The following is a 17,622-nucleotide window of genomic DNA, read 5'->3' on the forward strand; positions in this document are numbered from 1 at the left end:
CCCGCCACTATGGGCATCAGCGTTGCCAAGGCAACTACCTTGGCAATGGTGCCTTCAAAGGTGTCAATCACGCGGCTGGCAAAAAACGCGGTGCACAGGTTCAAGCCCAGCCACAGCCAGCGGTTTTTTGCCGACTCCCACACCGACGCGAACAGGTCTTCTTCCTCACGCAAACCTGCGCTGGAAAGCAAATCCGCTTCGCTTTCTTCACGGATTACGTCCACCACCTCATTCACGGTAAGGCGGCCAATCAGTTTGCCCGAAGGATCCAGCACGGGGGCGGAAACCAGGTCATAACGCTCGAAGGCCTGTGCGGCCTCGTAGGCGTCGTCGAGTGCAGACAGCATCAGCACTTCACGGCTCATTACTTCTGAAACCAGCGTTTCAGGTTCATTCACCAACAAACGATCCAAAGGCAAACTACCCTTGAAGTGGTCCACGCGGTCCACCACAAACACTTGGTCAGTTTGTTCAGGCAGTTCATCAAAGCGGCGCAGGTAACGCAACACCACTTCCAGGGTCACGTCGTCGCGAATGGTCACCATGTCGAAGTCCATGCGCGCACCCACAGTGTCTTCGGGGTAGCTCATGGCGGCGCGCAGTTGTTCGCGCTCCTCAAGGCTCAAACCACTGGCCAGCTTTTCCACCACATCGCGTGGCAGGTCGGGGGCCAGTTCCGCAATTTCATCGGCATCAAGCGATTCCGTCGCAGCGAACAATTCCTCGCTGTCCATGGACTTGATCAGGGTTTCGCGAACCGCGTCGCTCAATTCAAGCAGAATGTCGCCATCGCGGTCCGAGCGCACCAAACCCCACACCAACATGCGGTCTTCTTGCGGCAGGCTTTCCAGCACATAAGCCACATCGGCGGGGTGAAGCATGTACAGCTTGTTGCCAAGTTCGGTCAAGTGCTGGCGGTGCACCAGTTCTTCAACCAGGCTTTGGCGCTCGGGGTTGACTGTGGTTTGCTGGTTGTGAACAACACTTTCGATTACTTTTTGTTTGCGCAACAAGGCCTGCACTTCGGCCAAGGCCCGCTGTGCATCATCGAGATCGTGAGGCAGCTCGACTGCTGGCTCCTGATCGTTGTAATCGATGTTTTGTTCGCTCAAAACAAAGTCCTGAATAAGTTGTATTTACAACAATTGAAACGCAACAACCGCCACCAAAGTTGGCCCCAAAGCGGCGACAAGCAATTTGCCAGCGTTAATGGAACCATCATTGAAATACTTTTGCAGAATTGCAAAGCCTGCCGGGTTGGGCGCGTTCGCGATCACGGTTAAACCACCGCCGGTTACCGCACCAGCCACCAGGGCGTATTTAAACTGGTCGTCTACACCTTCCACCAGCGAACCCAGATAAGTCAATGCCGCGTTGTCGGTAATTGCTGTCAATGCTGTGGCGCCGTAGTACAGCGCCGTGGGGCTCATGCCTTTCAATACATCTTGCAGCCACCACGCCTGCATGCCACCCAGCACCACCAAACCAGCCAGAAAGAACGCCACCATCAAGCCTTCTTTCAAAATCAGTTTGTCCTGGTACTGGCTGTAAGCACTGGTGTAACCCAAAAAGAACAAAAACAAACCCATGAACACCGCAGGGTGATGCGCAAACACCACCACACCAACTAAAAACAACAAGTGGGTGACAATTACCCACACCGGCATGTTTTCTTTCGGGCCATTTTCGGAAGGCTTTTTCATGGCCGTTAATTCTTTGGTGAACAGGAAGGTCAGCGCCGTTGCATTCACAAACACTGCGATGGCCGCTTTCCAGCCAAACATGGTCAGCATGTATTGAATGTCGAAGCCCCACTTTGCAGCCACCATCAGCACAGGCGGTGCAGCAAACGGGGTCAGCGTTCCACCGATTGAAATGTTCACAAACAGCACGCCGAGTGTGCCGTACATCAGTTTGTTGCTGATGCCCTGGGTATAAAAACGGTCGCGCAGCAAAAAGGCGGCCAGGGTCATGGCTGCCGGCTCGGTAATGAAGGAACCCAACAGCGGCACTATCGACAGGGTGGTAAAGAAATACGCCACTTGCCGGTCAATGGGGATAAGCGAAGCCACCACACGCACAATGCGCCCAGCCAGCACCAGGATTGGCTTGCTGGCGGCAATGACCATGATGGCAAACACAAACAACGGTTCAGTGTAGTTTCGCGTGTCAACATATGCAATGGCGTCGCTTTGGCCAATCACGAAGAACATGAACACCACCAGCACCATGGCCCAAAAACCGAACACAGCCTCCACTTCACCCAACAAGTGCCACAGGCCGGAATGGTTCGGCTGCGAGTGCGCCAAACGTTCAAAGTATTTGGTTGAAAATGTATGGATGACCGCAATGGCGAACAAACTGGCGCCAATAATTTCAATGGTGGTCGGGTTCATGTCACGTCCCTTTGATTTTTGTTTATTGTTGATTGTTGATTGTCGGAAAACAGTACTTCGCCTTGGGTACCCAGCACTGCGAACACAGGCACCCAGCCGCGCAGGCTGTTGATCACCCACACTTGCTCAGCGCGTTGCAAGTCTTGCACATTCAGCCTTGTTTGCCGAATCGTATTTTCCCTTAAAAGGCGTTCGCGCAACACCCCGGGCAACAAATAAGTACTGGTGCTTGAACAAATTTGTGGCGTTAACAACTCGCCCTGAATTTTGACGATCAAATTGCAGCGGCACGTCTCGGTAAGATCACCCGCTTCATTGAACAACAACACATCAAAAGCACCTTGTGCCTGACCCAGAAAACGATCGTACTCTGGCCTGTGCGTGGTTTTGTGCAGAATAAAGTCCGGGCTGGCAGTCATGGGGGCGTTTGCCAAGCGAAGCTGAACAGCCACATTACTGCCTTCAAACGGATGCAACTCCACATTGAATTCACCGTCGGCATGGAGCAAACACCGCGCACGAAAAACGCCCTGCGCATGTTGGCATGCAAGCGTGGCCAGAACACCCAACGCATGCACTGGATCAAACACGTAGGAAAAATAATTTGCGGCTTGCGCCATGCGGCCCATGTGATCGTCCAGATTCACCCACTGCCCCTGCTCCAGGCGCAAGGTTTCCAGCAGTTGAAAATCGCGCGTGGCCTGACGCAGAAAAGTGGTTTTCTGCCACCATTCTTTTTTCTCGTCCACCTGTGTTGAATACCAGGTCATGCCACTGCCCACACCGTATTCAAGTTCATGACTGCTGGCGATCACTGTGCGAATGGGCACATTGAAATGCGCGGCGCCACCCGGGCTCAGCACGCCCAAGGCACCACAGTAAAACTTGCGGGGTATTTTTTCCCACTGCGCAATGCGCAACATGGCTTGTGCCTTTGGTGCGCCAGTTACGCTGCCACAGGGAAACAGGGCTGCAAAAATATCGCGCAGCCGGGTGCCAGCAGCAGTGGTTCCTGAAATGCTGGATGTCATTTGATCGACAGTGGGCAGGTGCATCACATCAAACAGGGAACGAACCTGCACTGACCGGGGCGTGCACACCTTGGCCATGTCATTGCGCAGCAAGTCGACTATCATCACGTTTTCTGCACGGTCTTTTTCACTGTCGCTCAGCACATCAAAGCCGCCCACTTGCGGGCGGCGGGTGCCTTTCATCGGCGCGGTTTGCAATTCGACACCGTTCCACTGGAAAAACAGTTCTGGTGAAAGACTAAGCACATCCAGCCCAGTGCCCCTTAAAAACACACTTTGTGGTGCGGTTTGCGCAAGGTACAAATGTTGAAACAGTGCCCAGGAATCTTGTGGCTCACGCCTGGCTTTCAAACGCGTGGTCAAGTTGATCTGGTAAAACTCGCCCGCCTCGATGGCGCGCCGAACCTGTGCAAAATTATCCGCATACGCTTCAGAAGTTTGCGCATCCTGCCAGGGACGGAACAAACCATTCTGCCCCATGGACTGTATCTGCTTGATCGGCCACACTGAAATTTGTCCAGGCTCGAAAGCATGAAACTCCAGCAAGGGAAAATCGTTGGTTTCACACACCTGCAGAGACGAATCGAACGCAGGTGCTGCTTCATAGCTTAAGCCGCCGACCACATACATGCCCTGTTTTGCCAAAGCGTGGGCCTTGTCAATCATGGGGCATACTGCATCAAGCGAACAAGTGCGCAACACCTCCACGGGCGGCCCACTGGCCACGCACAGGCCTTCAGGCACATCGGCGTGTGTCATTCTGGCGTGCCATGCGGCAGAAACAAAAGGTGAAGACATGAAGAAAGAACGCCTGAACTGCCCTGGAAGCGCCAATTGTAACGCGGCTTGGCAATGAACTCAGTTACCCGCCTTGCCCAAATGAAAGAACTCGTAGACCGCATCGCGTTGGGCGATCGTGTCTGCGATCCCCATACGAATCAACTCGCGGGTGTAATTCGCTTCAAACAACAGATAACTGGCCAGGGAAGAACCGCTGGCCTCTGTCGCGCCTAGGGCCGACAACAAGGTGCGCACGGGGCGCGGCAAATCTTGCGTGTGCCGTGCTGCAATTTCATCGATTCGTTCGGAGGGGGAAATGACCAACAACTCGATCGGCTTCAAGGTCGTTTTGGTGGACATTTCAGGCGGCAAAAGCCCCAAGGTTTTGTTTACCCGACTTAGCCGCTCAATGTCGATCGACAAACTGTCCAGGAAAATGGACGCCATGGCATGGCCTGCAATTTGTGCAAGGCTGGGGTAAGCATTCTGTACTTCAGTGGCCGCCGTGTGGTCTTTGTCTGACTGACTGGAACCGATCACCATCACCCGGTTTGCACCCAGGTGAATGGCCGGGCTAATGGGTGCCAACTGGCGAATTGAACCATCGCCAAAATGCTCCATGTGTCCCTCGATATTCAGCTTAACGGCTGGAAACACAAAGGGAATGGCGGCCGAGGCCAACAAATGTTCAACCGTAATTCGATCGGGCAAGGCCACCCGCTGGGTTCTGGCCCAGCTTTCGATTACTTTCTGTGTTTGAAAAAAAGTGACACTTCGACCTGAACTGTAGCTTGATGCTGTGACAGCCAAGGCATGGATGGTGCCATTTTCAAGCGCTTCATCCAGCCGACGAAAGTGCAACAACTGGTGCATCAAATGCGACAACGGCGAATTGTCCAGCAGGCACTTGGGGCGTTTGCGCAGCATCCATCCGATCGACAGGGCAGACAACCAGCGTGCACCTGTTCGAATGATCCCCAGGGAGTCAGAACGGAAAACCTGTTCCGAACTGAAGTTCTCCCACACCTTCATCATGCGGTCGGTGGATTGGTAAAAATTTCTGCCCGCACACGCCAGTGCCGCCGCGTTGATGGCCCCAGCGGAGGTGCCACACAAAATCTTGAAAGGAAAATCAAACTCGCGTTTGTTTTCATGCTCAAACCATTTGGCCAGCTGATGCAACACGCCCACTTGATAAGCCGCACGTGCACCACCGCCTGACAACACCAGTCCGGTGACATCATCATGATCTTCAGTGTGAAATATGTCGTGTTCGCTCATGAAACCATTGTGCGACACATTGTAAATAAGTTAAAACAAAAACAGGCGTGACTTGCACGCCCATTTATTGTTTTAAAAATTCACTTTAGATGGAGCTGACGCGTTCGGAATTGGAGTCCAGAACAGTCAGTGCAGTCATGTTGACAATGCGCCGAACAGTGGCCGATGCAGTCAAAATGTGCACGGGCTTGTCAGAACCCAACAAGATGGGGCCCACTGCAATGCCGTTGCCGGCGGCCGATTTCAACAGGTTGTATGCAATGTTGGCAGCATCAATGTTGGGGCAGACCAGCAAGTTGGCTTCGCCTGTCAGGGTAGAACCCGAGAAAATGGTGTTGCGCACCTCTTCGTCGATGGCGCAATCGCCATGCATTTCACCGTCCACTTCCAGCCAGGGTGCTATGTTGCGCAGAATATGAAGCGCTTCACGCATTTTCACAGCCGATGGCTGGTTGCTTGAACCAAAGTTGGAATGCGACAGCAATGCCGCCTTGGGCTGTACACCCAAACGCAGCATTTCTTCAGCGGCCATCAAGGTAATTTCAGCAATTTGCTCGGCTGTGGGGTCGTAATTTACGTGGGTATCGACCAGAAACACCTGTCGGTTGGTCAACATCAAGCCGTTCATTGCGCCGTATGTATTGCAACCTGCACGCAAGCCCAGCACCTGGTTCACATAATGCAAATGCAGCGAATGCGTACCAAAGGTGCCACAGATCATGCCGTCTGCGTTGCCGTTCTTGATCATCATTGAACCTATCAAGGTATTGCGGCGGCGCATTTCAATTTTGGCGTAGGCTTCCGTCACGCCCTTGCGCTTGGTCAGGTCGTGGTACATGCGCCAGTATTCTTTGTAGCGTTCATCGTACTCAGGGTTGATCAATTCAAAATCAACACCAGGCTTGATCCGCAAACCAAATCGTTCCAGGCGGCGCTCGATCACCGCGGGGCGACCAATCATGATGGGTTTGGCAATTGCCTCGTCCACCACCACTTGCACGGCGCGCATCACGCGTTCGTCTTCACCCTCAGCAAACACAATGCGGCAGGTTTCAGGTGTTTCAGCCACGCAGCGCTTGGCCACTGTGAAGATTGGTTTCATGAACGTGCCAGAGTGATACACGAACTGCTGCAACTGGTCTTTGTAGGCGTCCAGGTCAGCAATGGGGCGTGTGGCCACACCGCTTTCCATGGCTGCCTTGGCCACTGCAGGAGCAATGTGCACAATCAGGCGCGGATCAAAAGGTTTGGGAATCAGGTATTCCGGACCAAAGCTCAGGTTCTGGGTGCGGTAGGCCGAAGCCACCACATCCGATTGTTCTTTGCGGGCCAATTCAGCCACGGCGCGAACCGCTGCAATTTCCATTTCCTTGGTGATGGTGGTGGCACCCACATCCAGTGCACCGCGGAAAATGAAGGGGAAACACAACACGTTGTTCACTTGGTTCGGGTAATCGGTGCGACCCGTGCACATGATTGCATCGTCGCGAACTTCCTTCACCAGTTCAGGCAAAATTTCAGGTGTTGGGTTGGCCAGCGCCAAAATCAACGGCTTGGCGGCCATGGCGCGCACCATGTCTTGTTTAAGCACCCCGCCGGCAGACAGTCCCAGAAACACGTCCGCATCTTTGATGACATCAGCCAGGGTACGTGCAGCCGTGTCTTGAGCGAACAGGTCTTTGTCGGGGTCCATATTGGTGGGGCGACCTTTGTACACCACGCCATCAATGTCGGTTACCCACACATTCTTGCGGGGCAAGCCCAGTTCAACCAGCAATTCAAGGCAGGCCAAAGCAGCAGCGCCTGCGCCAGACACCACAAACTTGACCTCGTCAATCTTTTTGCCAATAACTTCCAGCCCGTTCAGGATGGCCGCACCCACAACAATCGCTGTGCCGTGCTGGTCATCGTGAAACACCGGAATGTTCATGCGGCTGCGCAAAGCACGCTCAACCTTGAAGCAATCCGGGGCTTTGATGTCTTCAAGGTTAATGCCACCAAAAGTGGGTTCCAGCGAAGCAATAATTTCAATCAGCTTGTCGGGGTCGCTTTCGTTGATCTCAATGTCGAACACGTCAATGCCGGCGAACTTCTTGAACAACACCGCCTTGCCTTCCATCACAGGCTTGGCTGCCAAAGGTCCAATATTGCCCAGACCCAGCACCGCCGTACCGTTGGTGACCACCCCCACCAGGTTGCCCTTGGCGGTGTAACGCACTGCAGTGGACGGATCTGCTTCAATTTCTTCGCATGCTGCCGCCACACCGGGAGAATAGGCCAAGGCCAGGTCACGCTGGTTGACCAGGCTTTTCGTCGCCGAAATCTGCAACTTTCCAGGCTTTGGAAATTCATGATATTCAAGGGCGGCTTGCCTGAAGCGCTGATCCATTGGTTGAGCCATATAATCTTCTCTTTGAGGTGAACAACAGAACCGAAAATTATAGGCTCAGCCAGAGAGGCTGTCCCTAGGGGTTTCCACAAATCGCGCAACTTGTTGGCGCCACTCACTAACAATGGTGAAGAATTGAAGCAGTCTGATCTTGGCAAGTTGATACAACCCTTCCATGTCATGGAACTGGTTAAACAGGCACACGCCCTGGAAACACAGGGCAAACAGGTCATTCACCTGTCCATCGGTGAACCTGATTTCCCCATTCCCGAACCCGTACAAATTGCGCTGACAAAGGCAGTGGCTGACAACAAAACCCGTTACACCCCGGCCTTGGGTTTGCCTGAGTTGCGGGAGGCTATCAGCAATTACTACCGGAGCGCATTCAATGTTCGCGTGTCAGCAACACAGATCGTGATTACTTCCGGCGCATCCGCTGCGCTGATGTACGCTTGCCTGGCCTTGATCAACCCCGGCCAGGAAGTGCTGTTGACCGACCCCGGCTACCCGTGCAACAAAACTTTTGTGCAAATGGCCGGAGGCCTTCCCACCTTTGTTCAAACCAGGGAAACCCACAACTTCCAGCCCGAATGGAATGATCTGCTCGATCACTGGACCGGCAAAACCGCCGGGGTGCTGCTGGCCTCGCCCAACAACCCCACGGGCACACAATTGACCACCACCGCCATGAAGGAAATTGTTGGGGGCATCCAGGCACAAGGGGCATTTGCAATTGTCGACGAGATTTACCAATCCCTGTGTTACAACCTTCCCGCGCAAAGTGTTTTGCAAGTAACCGGTGCACCCGGTGAACAAATGCCTTTGGTGGTCGTCAACAGTTTTTCGAAGTATTTCGGCATGACAGGCTTGCGCCTGGGATGGATGGTGGTGCCTGAAAGCCTGCTGCCAGTCATAGAACGTTTTGCACAAAACCTGAACATTTGCCCAAACACGCCCGCACAGTGGGCAGCATTGGCCTGCTTTGAAAAAGACACCATGCAAATTTGTGAAGAACGCCGCCAAATCTTCAAAGCACGAAGAAACTTCATGGTCGAGGCGTTGCCCAAGGCAGGCATTGAATTGCACTCCACCCCCGACTCGGCCTTCTATATTTATGCCAAAGCGCCATTCGACAGCGACGCGTATTGCAGGGAGCTACTGGAAAAAGCGTGGGTTTGTGCCGTGCCCGGCAAAGACTTTTCTCAACACAGGGGGCATGAAATGATGCGGTTTTCGTATGCCAATTCGATGGAGAATCTGGACGAAGCCCTTCAAAGGCTGCGCCAGTTCAACACCAGTTTTTAACCTTCGTTGGCAGCGCTTGCAACCACTGAAACCTTCTCGGTTTTTTCACGCGATGCCAACATGTGGCCATGCTGGTAAGCCCCGTCGATACGGGATTTCAATGCCAGCACCTTGTTGGGGTAACCACCGTCGTTGCCATGCACAGCCGCGCCAACATACCAACGCAAACCCGCACTGACCGAACCTGTGCGGCGGGTGTATTCGCGAATAATCTTCGCCCCCACGCGCATGTTCATTTCAGGGTTCAGGGCAGACCAGTCACCGGGCGACAAGGCTTCAAACTTGTCTTTGTGGATCTTGGGCATCACCTGCATCAAACCACGTGCACCCACCGGGCTGGCGGCAAACGGGTTGTAGGAGGATTCAATGCCAACGATGGCAAGGATCAGGGTGGGTTCTACTTTCTCTTCCTTACCCACTTTATAGGCCAGGCGGACAATCGATTCCACGGCCTCTGGCGACACACTGTAGCGCTTGGCCAAATACGAGGCAATTTGTCGTTGACCCGCAGTCAGCGGTTTGCTGGTGTCGAGGGCATTGAACTTGACAGGAACCAGATTCCTGGAACCTTGCGGGGTTTGCGCTGCCGTAGCAGTGCTGACCACTTGAACGCCACTGGCTGCCAAGCCTGCGCTTAACAGATCGATCTCGGCAGCAAACACAGCCTGCACCGGAGCCGAGAAAAACACCTGGCTTCGAAGTTCGGCATTGGACAGCAAGATGGCAACTGCGCCAGTTGCAAACACCGATGTGGCCACGCCCAAACCTGTCAGGGCATTGCGGAATGACTGAAAAAATCTCTGAGACGGGACCTGCTGGCCATTGACGCTCAGAACGGTTTCGTACTGCTTCATGCAACCTCCTCTGCTACGCAAACGCAGGCTTGACCCTGCATTGTTTGACTCAGCGGTGCATCTGCCTCCATTTTGTCCGTGAGGCAGAACGTTCTGCTTTAACCACTATTGCCTGTACTGCATGGTCAAAGCACTCTTAAGATGAAGTTAGGTTTGCTTAAGATCCCTTAAGTGTCACCCTCCAACTGCGTTTGTGTTACTTAGCTTGTACCTGTCACAAAGCTGAGCGGATTCTAGGGTCTACCCGGGCAGGGGTCAATCCAAAATCTGGTAGAGTCTTTCTACTTCAAACTATAACTGACCCCCACAACTAGGCGTTATGCGCTTTTGGGGGGCTTGAAAAAGCCTTCTGGGTGTGGGTTGTTATTTCTTGTTAACTGTTCCATTCGGACCACAAACAGGCTGCTTTTTTCACAATGCGATACAAGAACCTCCGCGACTTCATTGATTTACTCTACAAAGAAGGTGAACTTCAACGGGTTCCTGAATCAGTCAGCCCAATCCTGGAAATGACCCACTTGTGCGACAAGGTACTTCGCGCTGAAGGCCCGGCTTTGTTGTTTGATGCGCCCAACGGCTTTCAGCACCGGGTTCTCGGCAACTTGTTTGGCACCCCAAAGCGCGTGGCCATGGGCATGGGCGCCAGCAACACCGAGGCCCTGCGGGAAATTGGCCGCACGCTGGCTTACCTGAAAGAACCTGAACCCCCAAAAGGCATGCGCGATGCACTGGACAAACTGCCGCTGGTGAAACAGGTGCTGTCGATGGCGCCCAAAGTGGTCAGCAACGCCCCGTGCCATAAAAACGTAGTAGAGGGTCCGGACGTTGACCTGAACAAAATTCCAATCTGGACATGCTGGCCCGACGATGCGGCACCCCTGCTGACCTGGGGTTTGGTGGTCACCAAAGGCCCAAACCGCAAGCGGCAAAACCTGGGAATTTACCGACAACAGCAAGTGGGGAAAAACCGCCTGATCATGCGTTGGTTAGCCCACCGGGGTGGCGCGCTCGATTTCCGTGACCATGCCCTGAAGCATCCGGGCCAACCCTTCCCCATTTCGGTGGCCTTGGGCGCCGACCCTGCCACCATTCTGGGTGCGGTCACGCCAGTACCCGACACCCTGTCGGAATACCAGTTTGCCGGCTTGCTACGCGGCAGCCGCACTGAACTGGTGGCCTGCAAAGGCAATGAACTGCAAGTGCCAGCTGAAGCGGAAATGGTGCTGGAAGGGCACATTTACCCTTACGACCACCCCATTGCCGTGGCTGCACGCAAAGGGCGAACAGATGGCGAAGTGCCCGAAATTCGCAGCGGCGTCACTGTGCTGCGCGCCCCGCCCCCCGTGCCGGAATACCTTAAGGGCTGGGATTGCGCACTGGAAGGCCCTTACGGCGACCACACGGGTTATTACAATGAACAAGACTGGTTCCCGGTATTCACCGTAGACCGCATTACGCTTCGCGACGATGCGATCTACCACTCCACCTACACCGGCAAACCACCCGATGAACCTGCCGTGCTGGGCGTGGCCTTAAACGAAGTGTTCGTGCCGATTCTGCAAAAGCAATTTCCGGAAATTGTGGATTTTTACTTGCCGCCAGAAGGTTGCAGCTACCGAATGGCGGTCATTTCAATGAAAAAGGCCTATGCCGGGCATGCCAAGCGCGTGATGATGGGTGCCTGGAGCTTTCTGCGCCAGTTCATGTACACCAAGTTTATTGTGGTGGTGGACGACGACGTGAATGCCCGCGACTGGAAAGAAGTGATTTGGGCCATCACCACCCGCATGGATCCGGTGCGCGACACGGTGCTGATTCAGAACACCCCGATCGACTACCTGGACTTTGCAAGCCCGGTCAGCGGCCTGGGTGGAAAGATGGGGCTGGACGCCACCAACAAGTGGCCCGGTGAAACCGCCCGGGAATGGGGAAGAAGCATTCAGCCCGATCCGAACCTGGATGAACGGGTGCGCGAACTTATGAGCCGCCTGGGCTTGTAAGTTTTTTTCTGGACTGAAACCAGTACATGCCTGCCGCCAGCACCACCGCGCCAAGCCCGGCCCTCAGGGTCACTTTAGCAATGGGTTGGCGAAAACGCAGCAGTGCAGCAGAAGCAAGCAAACCGAGCAAAGGATACTTTTTTACGCCATCCTGCCAAATCTGCCCGCCCAAAGTGGCAACAGGACCCAGTGCACGCAGGTTGCGCTGACCCAGCCAGCCGCTGAATTGCGTGAACATTTTCACCCAGGCAAATTCTTTCTTCACCGCGTCAAACTGTGCACCAAGTTCCATGCGTTCCAGTTCGGCTTTCATCATCAGCAATTCCTTGCGCGCCTGCAGTGCATCAAACTTGTTGCTCATTGCGGCCCCCGCCTGTTGTCATCGGACAAACTTTCGAGCAAGGCGTTTTTGTCACGGCCCAATTCAGCAATGGTGGCTTCAAACAGCGGCGGCTGTGCGGCGAGCATGTCTTTAAGCTGAACGTAAAAATAAACCGCCAGCACCACGTAAAAAGCAGCACAGCCAGCAATGGCAATAAAACGGTGCGTGTCCCAAGCCAGCGCAACAACCAACACGCAGACAAACAGGGTAGCAAATGCAACAGCCAGCGCTGTCAGCACTGACCAAAGCACCGTTCTAACCGTGGTTTGCCGCGCCTGCGCCAACTCCACCCCAGCCAATTCAAGGCGGGTTTGGCCCATGCCCAGCAAACTTGCAGCCACCCGTTTCAACGCAGCCCTGGCATTTGAATTGAGCACCGTGTACCTTCTTATCGGCGGTTAACGATCAGACCGAGCACGAAGCCCACAGCGGCAGCAATGCCAACGGCTTTCCATGGGTTGTCATGCACGTAATCGTCAGTGGCGCGTGCTGCAGCCTTGCCTTTCTCCACCACAGCAGATTGCGCGTCTTGCATCACTTCTTTGGCCCGGCGCAGACTGACCAATGCTTTTTCACGCAACTCAACAGCACGTTCGCCCGAAGATGCCGCCGCTGCCTTCAACAAATCTTCGGCGTCACTCAACACGATCTTCATGTCACTAAAAAGTTTGTCTTTGCTTTCGTCCATGTTATTAACTCCGTGCTCGTGGTTAAAAAGGTATAAGTCAGTCTAACAAAGGAAAACCCAGATTGAACAAAGCTTGCGGGCAAGCGCATCATTTTTGAGACAATTCACTCCGCCCTGTACAGGAATTCAAGCAAGCCCTCCATGGGGCCCCAGCTGTCATACGACCTTGGACTTTTCACCAAAATACCGACGGCCCACAACTGCCCCTCGCGATCGCGCAGGTAACCACCCAGCGAACGCACGCCGTTCAAACTGCCCGTTTTAAGATAAGCGAACCCGTTGACATTGTTCACACGCCGGTGCAAGGTGCCGTCCGCACCTGCGCGCGGAAAGCTGGCCAGGAAATCCGGGAAATCGGGGCGCTGGGCCATGTTGCGCAAAAATTCCGCCAACCCTTTGGCATCAATGCGGGTATTTCTGGACAAGCCGGAACCGTTTTCAAAAAACCAGTCGTTTGATGCAATTCCCTGCTGCTTCAACCATTCTTTCATTTGTGAATTGAAGGCCTCGGGCGTACCCGCCACCGCCAACTCCAGATGCCGGGCCATCACGTTACTGGACCACTTGTTGATCTGTTTAATCAAATCCCCAAGCGGCTTTCCGAAATGGGTGTAAAGAGCGATCGTGGTAACCGGCGTGACCCCTTTGACAACCTGCCCTCCCATGGGGCCAGCAAACCTGCCACCCAGTTGCAGCCAGATCTCTTTCACCCAGGCTTCCCACAGCCAGTCTTGTACTGGCACGCGAATGGGCAACCGGGATTGCCCGCAACGGCGCGGGTAATTGCCTCGCACAGTGACCACCACATTTTGCCCTGACTTGGCAAAATCCACGGTCATGCCGTTTTTCCAGGCCCCGCAACCCGCAGACATCAATTGGACTTCCGACACAAATGCCCAGCTTTTGGGCGCCTCTTCTGGCACCACCACCACCGTGTTCTCATTGATTTTCAGGTCAATGGACATGGCACCGAAATTCATTAGCAACGCATCGGGCTGTGCGTGATATGCGCGGTGCGGCGCATCGTCAAAGGCATCTTCTTCAGCCAGCCCAAGGCTTGGCATCTGTTCAGTGAAGGCAGAATCATCCAGCACAACCGGCCCATTGATTACGTTCACGCCCTTGCTTCTCAATTGACGCAAAGATGTCCACAAATCGGCAGTTTGAAAAGCCGGGTCACCTGTGCCCTTGATATACAAAGGGCCGTTGAGCACTCCGTCCACGGGCTCGGCATCTGCATGGAAGCCGGTTTTAAACCGGTAGGTTGATTCAAGCGCTTGCAATGCCAAACCCGTGGTAAACACCTTGGCCACAGAAGCCGGGTTCACCAATTGGCTTGAGCCATGGGCATAGGCTTGCGGCTTTCGGCTTGCATAGGGCTCAACAGGCAAGGCGTATGCGGTGAAATCGCTACTGGCAATGCCCTTTTTAACAAAGGCTTGGGTGATTGGGGTCGGGAATGTTCTGGTTAAAGGTTCAGGGCTTTTGGGCAAAGCCACTGCGGGCAGAACCAGGGAAAGCAGAAGAGAAATACGGCAGATTTTGCAGATTGGCACGCTGAAAATCCTGAAAGTCAATTGTCAACTTTCAGGATATCATCCACGCCACGTTGTTGATGAACCGCAACTGAATCAGGTGTGTTTCTTCGGATCTTTCTTGCGCTCCCATGGGCGGGCAGGTGCCTCCACTATGGGTTCTTCTTTGGCAGGGAGAGATTCCTCCTTGCTGGCCACAGGTGCCTGGGCAGTGTTCTCGGCTTTCTCTACACCAGGCTGCGGGCTGGGTGCCGCATCGCCTGCACCCGAGAGCCCTTTGGGCGACCAGCGTTGCCGACCTTGCGCCAAGGGCACTGCATCAGCAGGTGCGTCTGAATGGTTGGAGCCGGGATCCATTGGCTGTGCATGCACACTGTGTTGCTCGACCGACACTTTGTCCGGCTTGTAGGATGAATTACGGATCTCAGGTTTCACCACCTCGATTTCATTGGCCAGCATGTAATCGTTCATGTCGCGCCACCCGTCGAACACCCCAGACTGGTGTGTATTCGGATTCAATGCAAAACAGTCTTCCAGCGCCCGCCCGGAATGCCGACACGCCGCGCCCACAGCCTTGCTGTCGTCCAGGGACAACTTGCCGTCCAGCCCGGGGATCTGCGAGAGATCGCACGAACTCAGCATGGTCGCTGCACCTGCCACCATCAATATCTTTAGTTTTCTCATAACCCGGTCCTGATTGACTACCTCTGTAGGTGATAACGTCCGGATTCTGGAAATATTGATAGGCAATCGCGAGGATATTGGTGTTTTTCTTCCAATTGTTGTTTTAATTGCAATCTTTTCTTGTGCATCGCACACAAACCCAGTAGACTTCGCTCCAGATTGCAAATCAACGGGTCGTTTATACGATTTTCACCATTGGACCGCGTTGGGTTGCCTTTGTCGGCACAAGCTCTTGAAGCTGTGCTTTGCCCATCGCCGCCAGTTCTCTTGCGACCATCCGGAACAACCAAGTTCCCAGCCGCGTCGTCTCATTTCTGTTCGTCGATGAATTTTTAAGTCCACATCGAATTGGAACTTTTATCATGTCTATGTCATTTGATGACATGGGTCTTGCTGCGCCTTTGCTGCAAGCCCTGAATGCTTTGAACATCACTGCCCCTACACTCGTACAACAAGAAGTCGTGCCCCTGGGCAAAGACGGTGGCGACCTTATGGTTTCCAGCCAGACAGGTAGCGGCAAAACTTTTGGCTTCCTGCTGCCCGTCATGCACCGCATGATGACCGGCGAACAAAGCCCCATGGAAATGCTGGCTGGCCCGGAATGCCTGGTGCTGTGCCCCACCCGTGAACTGGCCCAACAGGTAAGCCAAGACGCAATCAACCTGGTGAAATTCACCAAGGGTGTTCGTGTGGCCACTGTAGTTGGCGGCATGCCTTACGGCAAGCAAATGGCCAGCCTGCGCGGTGCACGCCTCGTTGTGGGTACACCTGGCCGCTTGCTCGATTTGGCCCAGCAAGGCAAATTGGATCTGAGCACGGTAACCACCCTGATCGTTGACGAAGCAGACCGCATGCTTGACCTGGGCTTCTCTGAAGACCTGGAAGCCATCGACCAGCTGTGCGGCAACCGCATTCAAACACTGATGTTCTCTGCCACCTTTGCCAAGCGCATTATCGGTTTGGCTGAAAACATCATGAACAACCCCAAGCGCATCGAAATGGCAGCGCAAAACGAAGCCAACACAGACATTTCCCAGAAATTGATGTGGGCTGACAACCGTGGCCACAAGCGCAAGCTGCTGAACCACTGGCTGGAGCACCCGGACATGGTTCAAGCGGTTGTGTTTACAAGTACACAAATTGACGCTGAAAACCTGGCCCGTGATTTGGCAGACGAAGGCGTTCGCGCCTGCGCCCTGCACGGTGGCATGCCACAGGTGGTGCGTAACCGCCGTTTGGCCAGCGTTCGCAAAGGCGATATCAAGGTGCTGGTTGCAACCGATGTTGCTGCCCGTGGCCTGGACGTGCCTGCCATTTCACACGTGATCAACTACGGCATGCCCATGAAGTCGGAAGACTACGTGCACCGCATTGGCCGTACCGGCCGTGCTGGCCGAAGTGGCGTGGCTGTTACCTTGGCCGAGGCCTGCGACATCATCAGCGTTCGCGGCATCGAGCGTTTCATCAATTCACGCATTCCAGAAGAACAGGTTGAAGGCCTGGAGCCACGCGGCAACTTCACACAAGCTCCCCGTGGCGGCGGCAAGCCAAGTGGTGGCCGTGGTCGTTCCGGTGGTGGTTATGCTGGCAACGGCGGTGGCCGCTCGGAAGGCCGCAGCTTTGGTGGCGGCGAGCGTAAATCATACGGCGACAAGCCAGCTTTCGGTGAACGCAAGTCGTTCGGCGACAAGCCAGCTTTCGGTGAACGCAAGTCGTTCGGCGACAAGCCAGCTTTCGGTGAACGCAAGTCGTTCGGTGAGCGCAAGCCTTACGAAGCACGCGAAGAGCGCAGCTTCGGTGACCGCAAACCTTTTGTTCAGGGCGAAGAGCGCAGCTTTGGCGATCGCAAGCCTTTTGGTGACCGCAAGCCCTTCGGTGACAAGCCATCGTTTGGTGACCGCAAGCCCTTCGGCGAGCGCAAATCGTTTGGTGACAAGCCATCATTTGGCGACCGCAAACCCTTCGGCGATCGCAAGCCTGCTGGCTTTGCTGGCAACTCCGACGCACCTAAAAAGTGGAACCGCGATGCAGAGCGCCCAAGCTTCCCGCGTTCGGAAGAACGCGCACGCCCGGCATTCCGCGCAGAAGGCACTGCTGCCCCAACTGGCCCCAAGCGTGAACACGCATCGGGTGCCCGCAAGGAACAGGCCGCGCGCAACATGGGTGATCGTGGTGGCTTCAGTCGCCGCCGTGCTGACTAATCACTAAAAAAAGCAGTCAAGGGGGTAATCCCCAACAAAAACCCTCGGTTTAGCGACTGAGGGTTTTTTGTTTTTATGCGACAATTTGGAAACATC

Annotated in this window: 13 protein-coding genes and 1 pseudogene; 3 read left to right on the forward strand and 11 right to left on the reverse strand. The window is 54.4% G+C overall.

The features are described from left to right. From V7028_RS00265 to V7028_RS00285, 5 genes and pseudogenes are all read right to left on the reverse strand, one after another. Positions 1-1,112, reverse strand: a pseudogene (locus V7028_RS00265) (magnesium transporter); the annotation flags it as partial. A 24-nt stretch (positions 1,113-1,136) separates the two neighbouring features. Further along, a complete protein-coding gene (locus tag V7028_RS00270) occupies positions 1,137-2,396 on the reverse strand; it encodes a putative Na+/H+ antiporter (protein WP_334118102.1) in 1,260 nt (419 codons plus the stop codon). Further along, the gene (locus tag V7028_RS00275) at positions 2,393-4,225 is read right to left on the reverse strand and encodes a chorismate-binding protein (protein ID WP_334118103.1); all 1,833 of its coding nucleotides are present in this window, start codon (positions 4,223-4,225) and stop codon (positions 2,393-2,395) included. The genes V7028_RS00270 and V7028_RS00275 overlap by 4 nt, the downstream gene beginning before the upstream one ends. Positions 4,226-4,285: 60 nt before the next feature. After that, positions 4,286-5,488 carry a patatin-like phospholipase family protein gene (locus V7028_RS00280; RefSeq protein WP_334118104.1) on the reverse strand — a complete coding sequence of 401 codons (1,203 nt, stop codon included), beginning with the start codon at positions 5,486-5,488 and terminating at the stop codon, positions 4,286-4,288. Positions 5,489-5,573: 85 nt separating this feature from the next. After that, a complete protein-coding gene (locus tag V7028_RS00285) occupies positions 5,574-7,889 on the reverse strand; it encodes an NADP-dependent malic enzyme (protein ID WP_334118105.1) in 2,316 nt (771 codons plus the stop codon). A 123-nt stretch (positions 7,890-8,012) separates the two neighbouring features. On the opposite strand from V7028_RS00285, the gene V7028_RS00290 reads away from it, so the two are divergent. Beyond that, positions 8,013-9,182, forward strand: coding sequence for an aminotransferase class I/II-fold pyridoxal phosphate-dependent enzyme (locus tag V7028_RS00290; protein WP_334118106.1), 1,170 nt, complete (start codon positions 8,013-8,015; stop codon positions 9,180-9,182). Here V7028_RS00290 and V7028_RS00295 read toward each other — a convergent pair. Beyond that, positions 9,179-10,036 (reverse strand): lytic transglycosylase domain-containing protein, encoded by an 858-nt coding sequence (locus tag V7028_RS00295; protein WP_334118107.1) that lies wholly within the window; start codon positions 10,034-10,036, stop codon positions 9,179-9,181. The two genes, V7028_RS00290 and V7028_RS00295, sit on opposite strands and share 4 nt — an antisense overlap. A 416-nt stretch (positions 10,037-10,452) precedes the next feature. Here V7028_RS00295 and V7028_RS00300 point away from each other — a divergent pair, with 416 nt between their 5' ends. Then, the gene (locus V7028_RS00300; RefSeq protein WP_334118108.1) at positions 10,453-12,036 is read left to right on the forward strand and encodes a UbiD family decarboxylase; all 1,584 of its coding nucleotides are present in this window, start codon (positions 10,453-10,455) and stop codon (positions 12,034-12,036) included. Here the strand turns inward: V7028_RS00300 and V7028_RS00305 are convergent. The 5 genes from V7028_RS00305 to V7028_RS00325 form a co-directional block, all read right to left on the reverse strand. Next, entirely contained in the window at positions 12,014-12,397 is a 384-nt protein-coding gene (locus V7028_RS00305) for a hypothetical protein (protein WP_334118109.1), read from the reverse strand. The genes V7028_RS00300 and V7028_RS00305 overlap by 23 nt on opposite strands. Further along, entirely contained in the window at positions 12,394-12,795 is a 402-nt protein-coding gene (locus V7028_RS00310) for a phage holin family protein (RefSeq protein WP_334118110.1), read from the reverse strand. Before V7028_RS00310 ends, V7028_RS00305 begins: the two co-directional genes overlap by 4 nt. A gap of 11 nt (positions 12,796-12,806) precedes the next feature. After that, positions 12,807-13,106: a DUF883 family protein gene (locus tag V7028_RS00315; protein ID WP_334118111.1), complete on the reverse strand. Its 300-nt coding sequence runs from the start codon at positions 13,104-13,106 to the stop codon at positions 12,807-12,809. 104 nt (positions 13,107-13,210) lie between these two features. Then, the gene (gene dacB, locus V7028_RS00320; protein ID WP_334118112.1) at positions 13,211-14,662 is read right to left on the reverse strand and encodes a D-alanyl-D-alanine carboxypeptidase/D-alanyl-D-alanine endopeptidase; all 1,452 of its coding nucleotides are present in this window, start codon (positions 14,660-14,662) and stop codon (positions 13,211-13,213) included. A 75-nt stretch (positions 14,663-14,737) separates the two neighbouring features. Beyond that, positions 14,738-15,325 (reverse strand): hypothetical protein, encoded by a 588-nt coding sequence (locus V7028_RS00325; protein ID WP_334118113.1) that lies wholly within the window; start codon positions 15,323-15,325, stop codon positions 14,738-14,740. A gap of 362 nt (positions 15,326-15,687) precedes the next feature. On the opposite strand from V7028_RS00325, the gene V7028_RS00330 reads away from it, so the two are divergent. Then, positions 15,688-17,526: a DEAD/DEAH box helicase gene (locus V7028_RS00330; protein WP_334118114.1), complete on the forward strand. Its 1,839-nt coding sequence runs from the start codon at positions 15,688-15,690 to the stop codon at positions 17,524-17,526. Positions 17,527-17,622 lie beyond the last annotated feature (96 nt).

It is taken from the genome of Limnobacter sp., assembly GCF_036846585.1.
Taxonomy (GTDB): Bacteria; Pseudomonadota; Gammaproteobacteria; order Burkholderiales; family Burkholderiaceae_B; genus Limnobacter.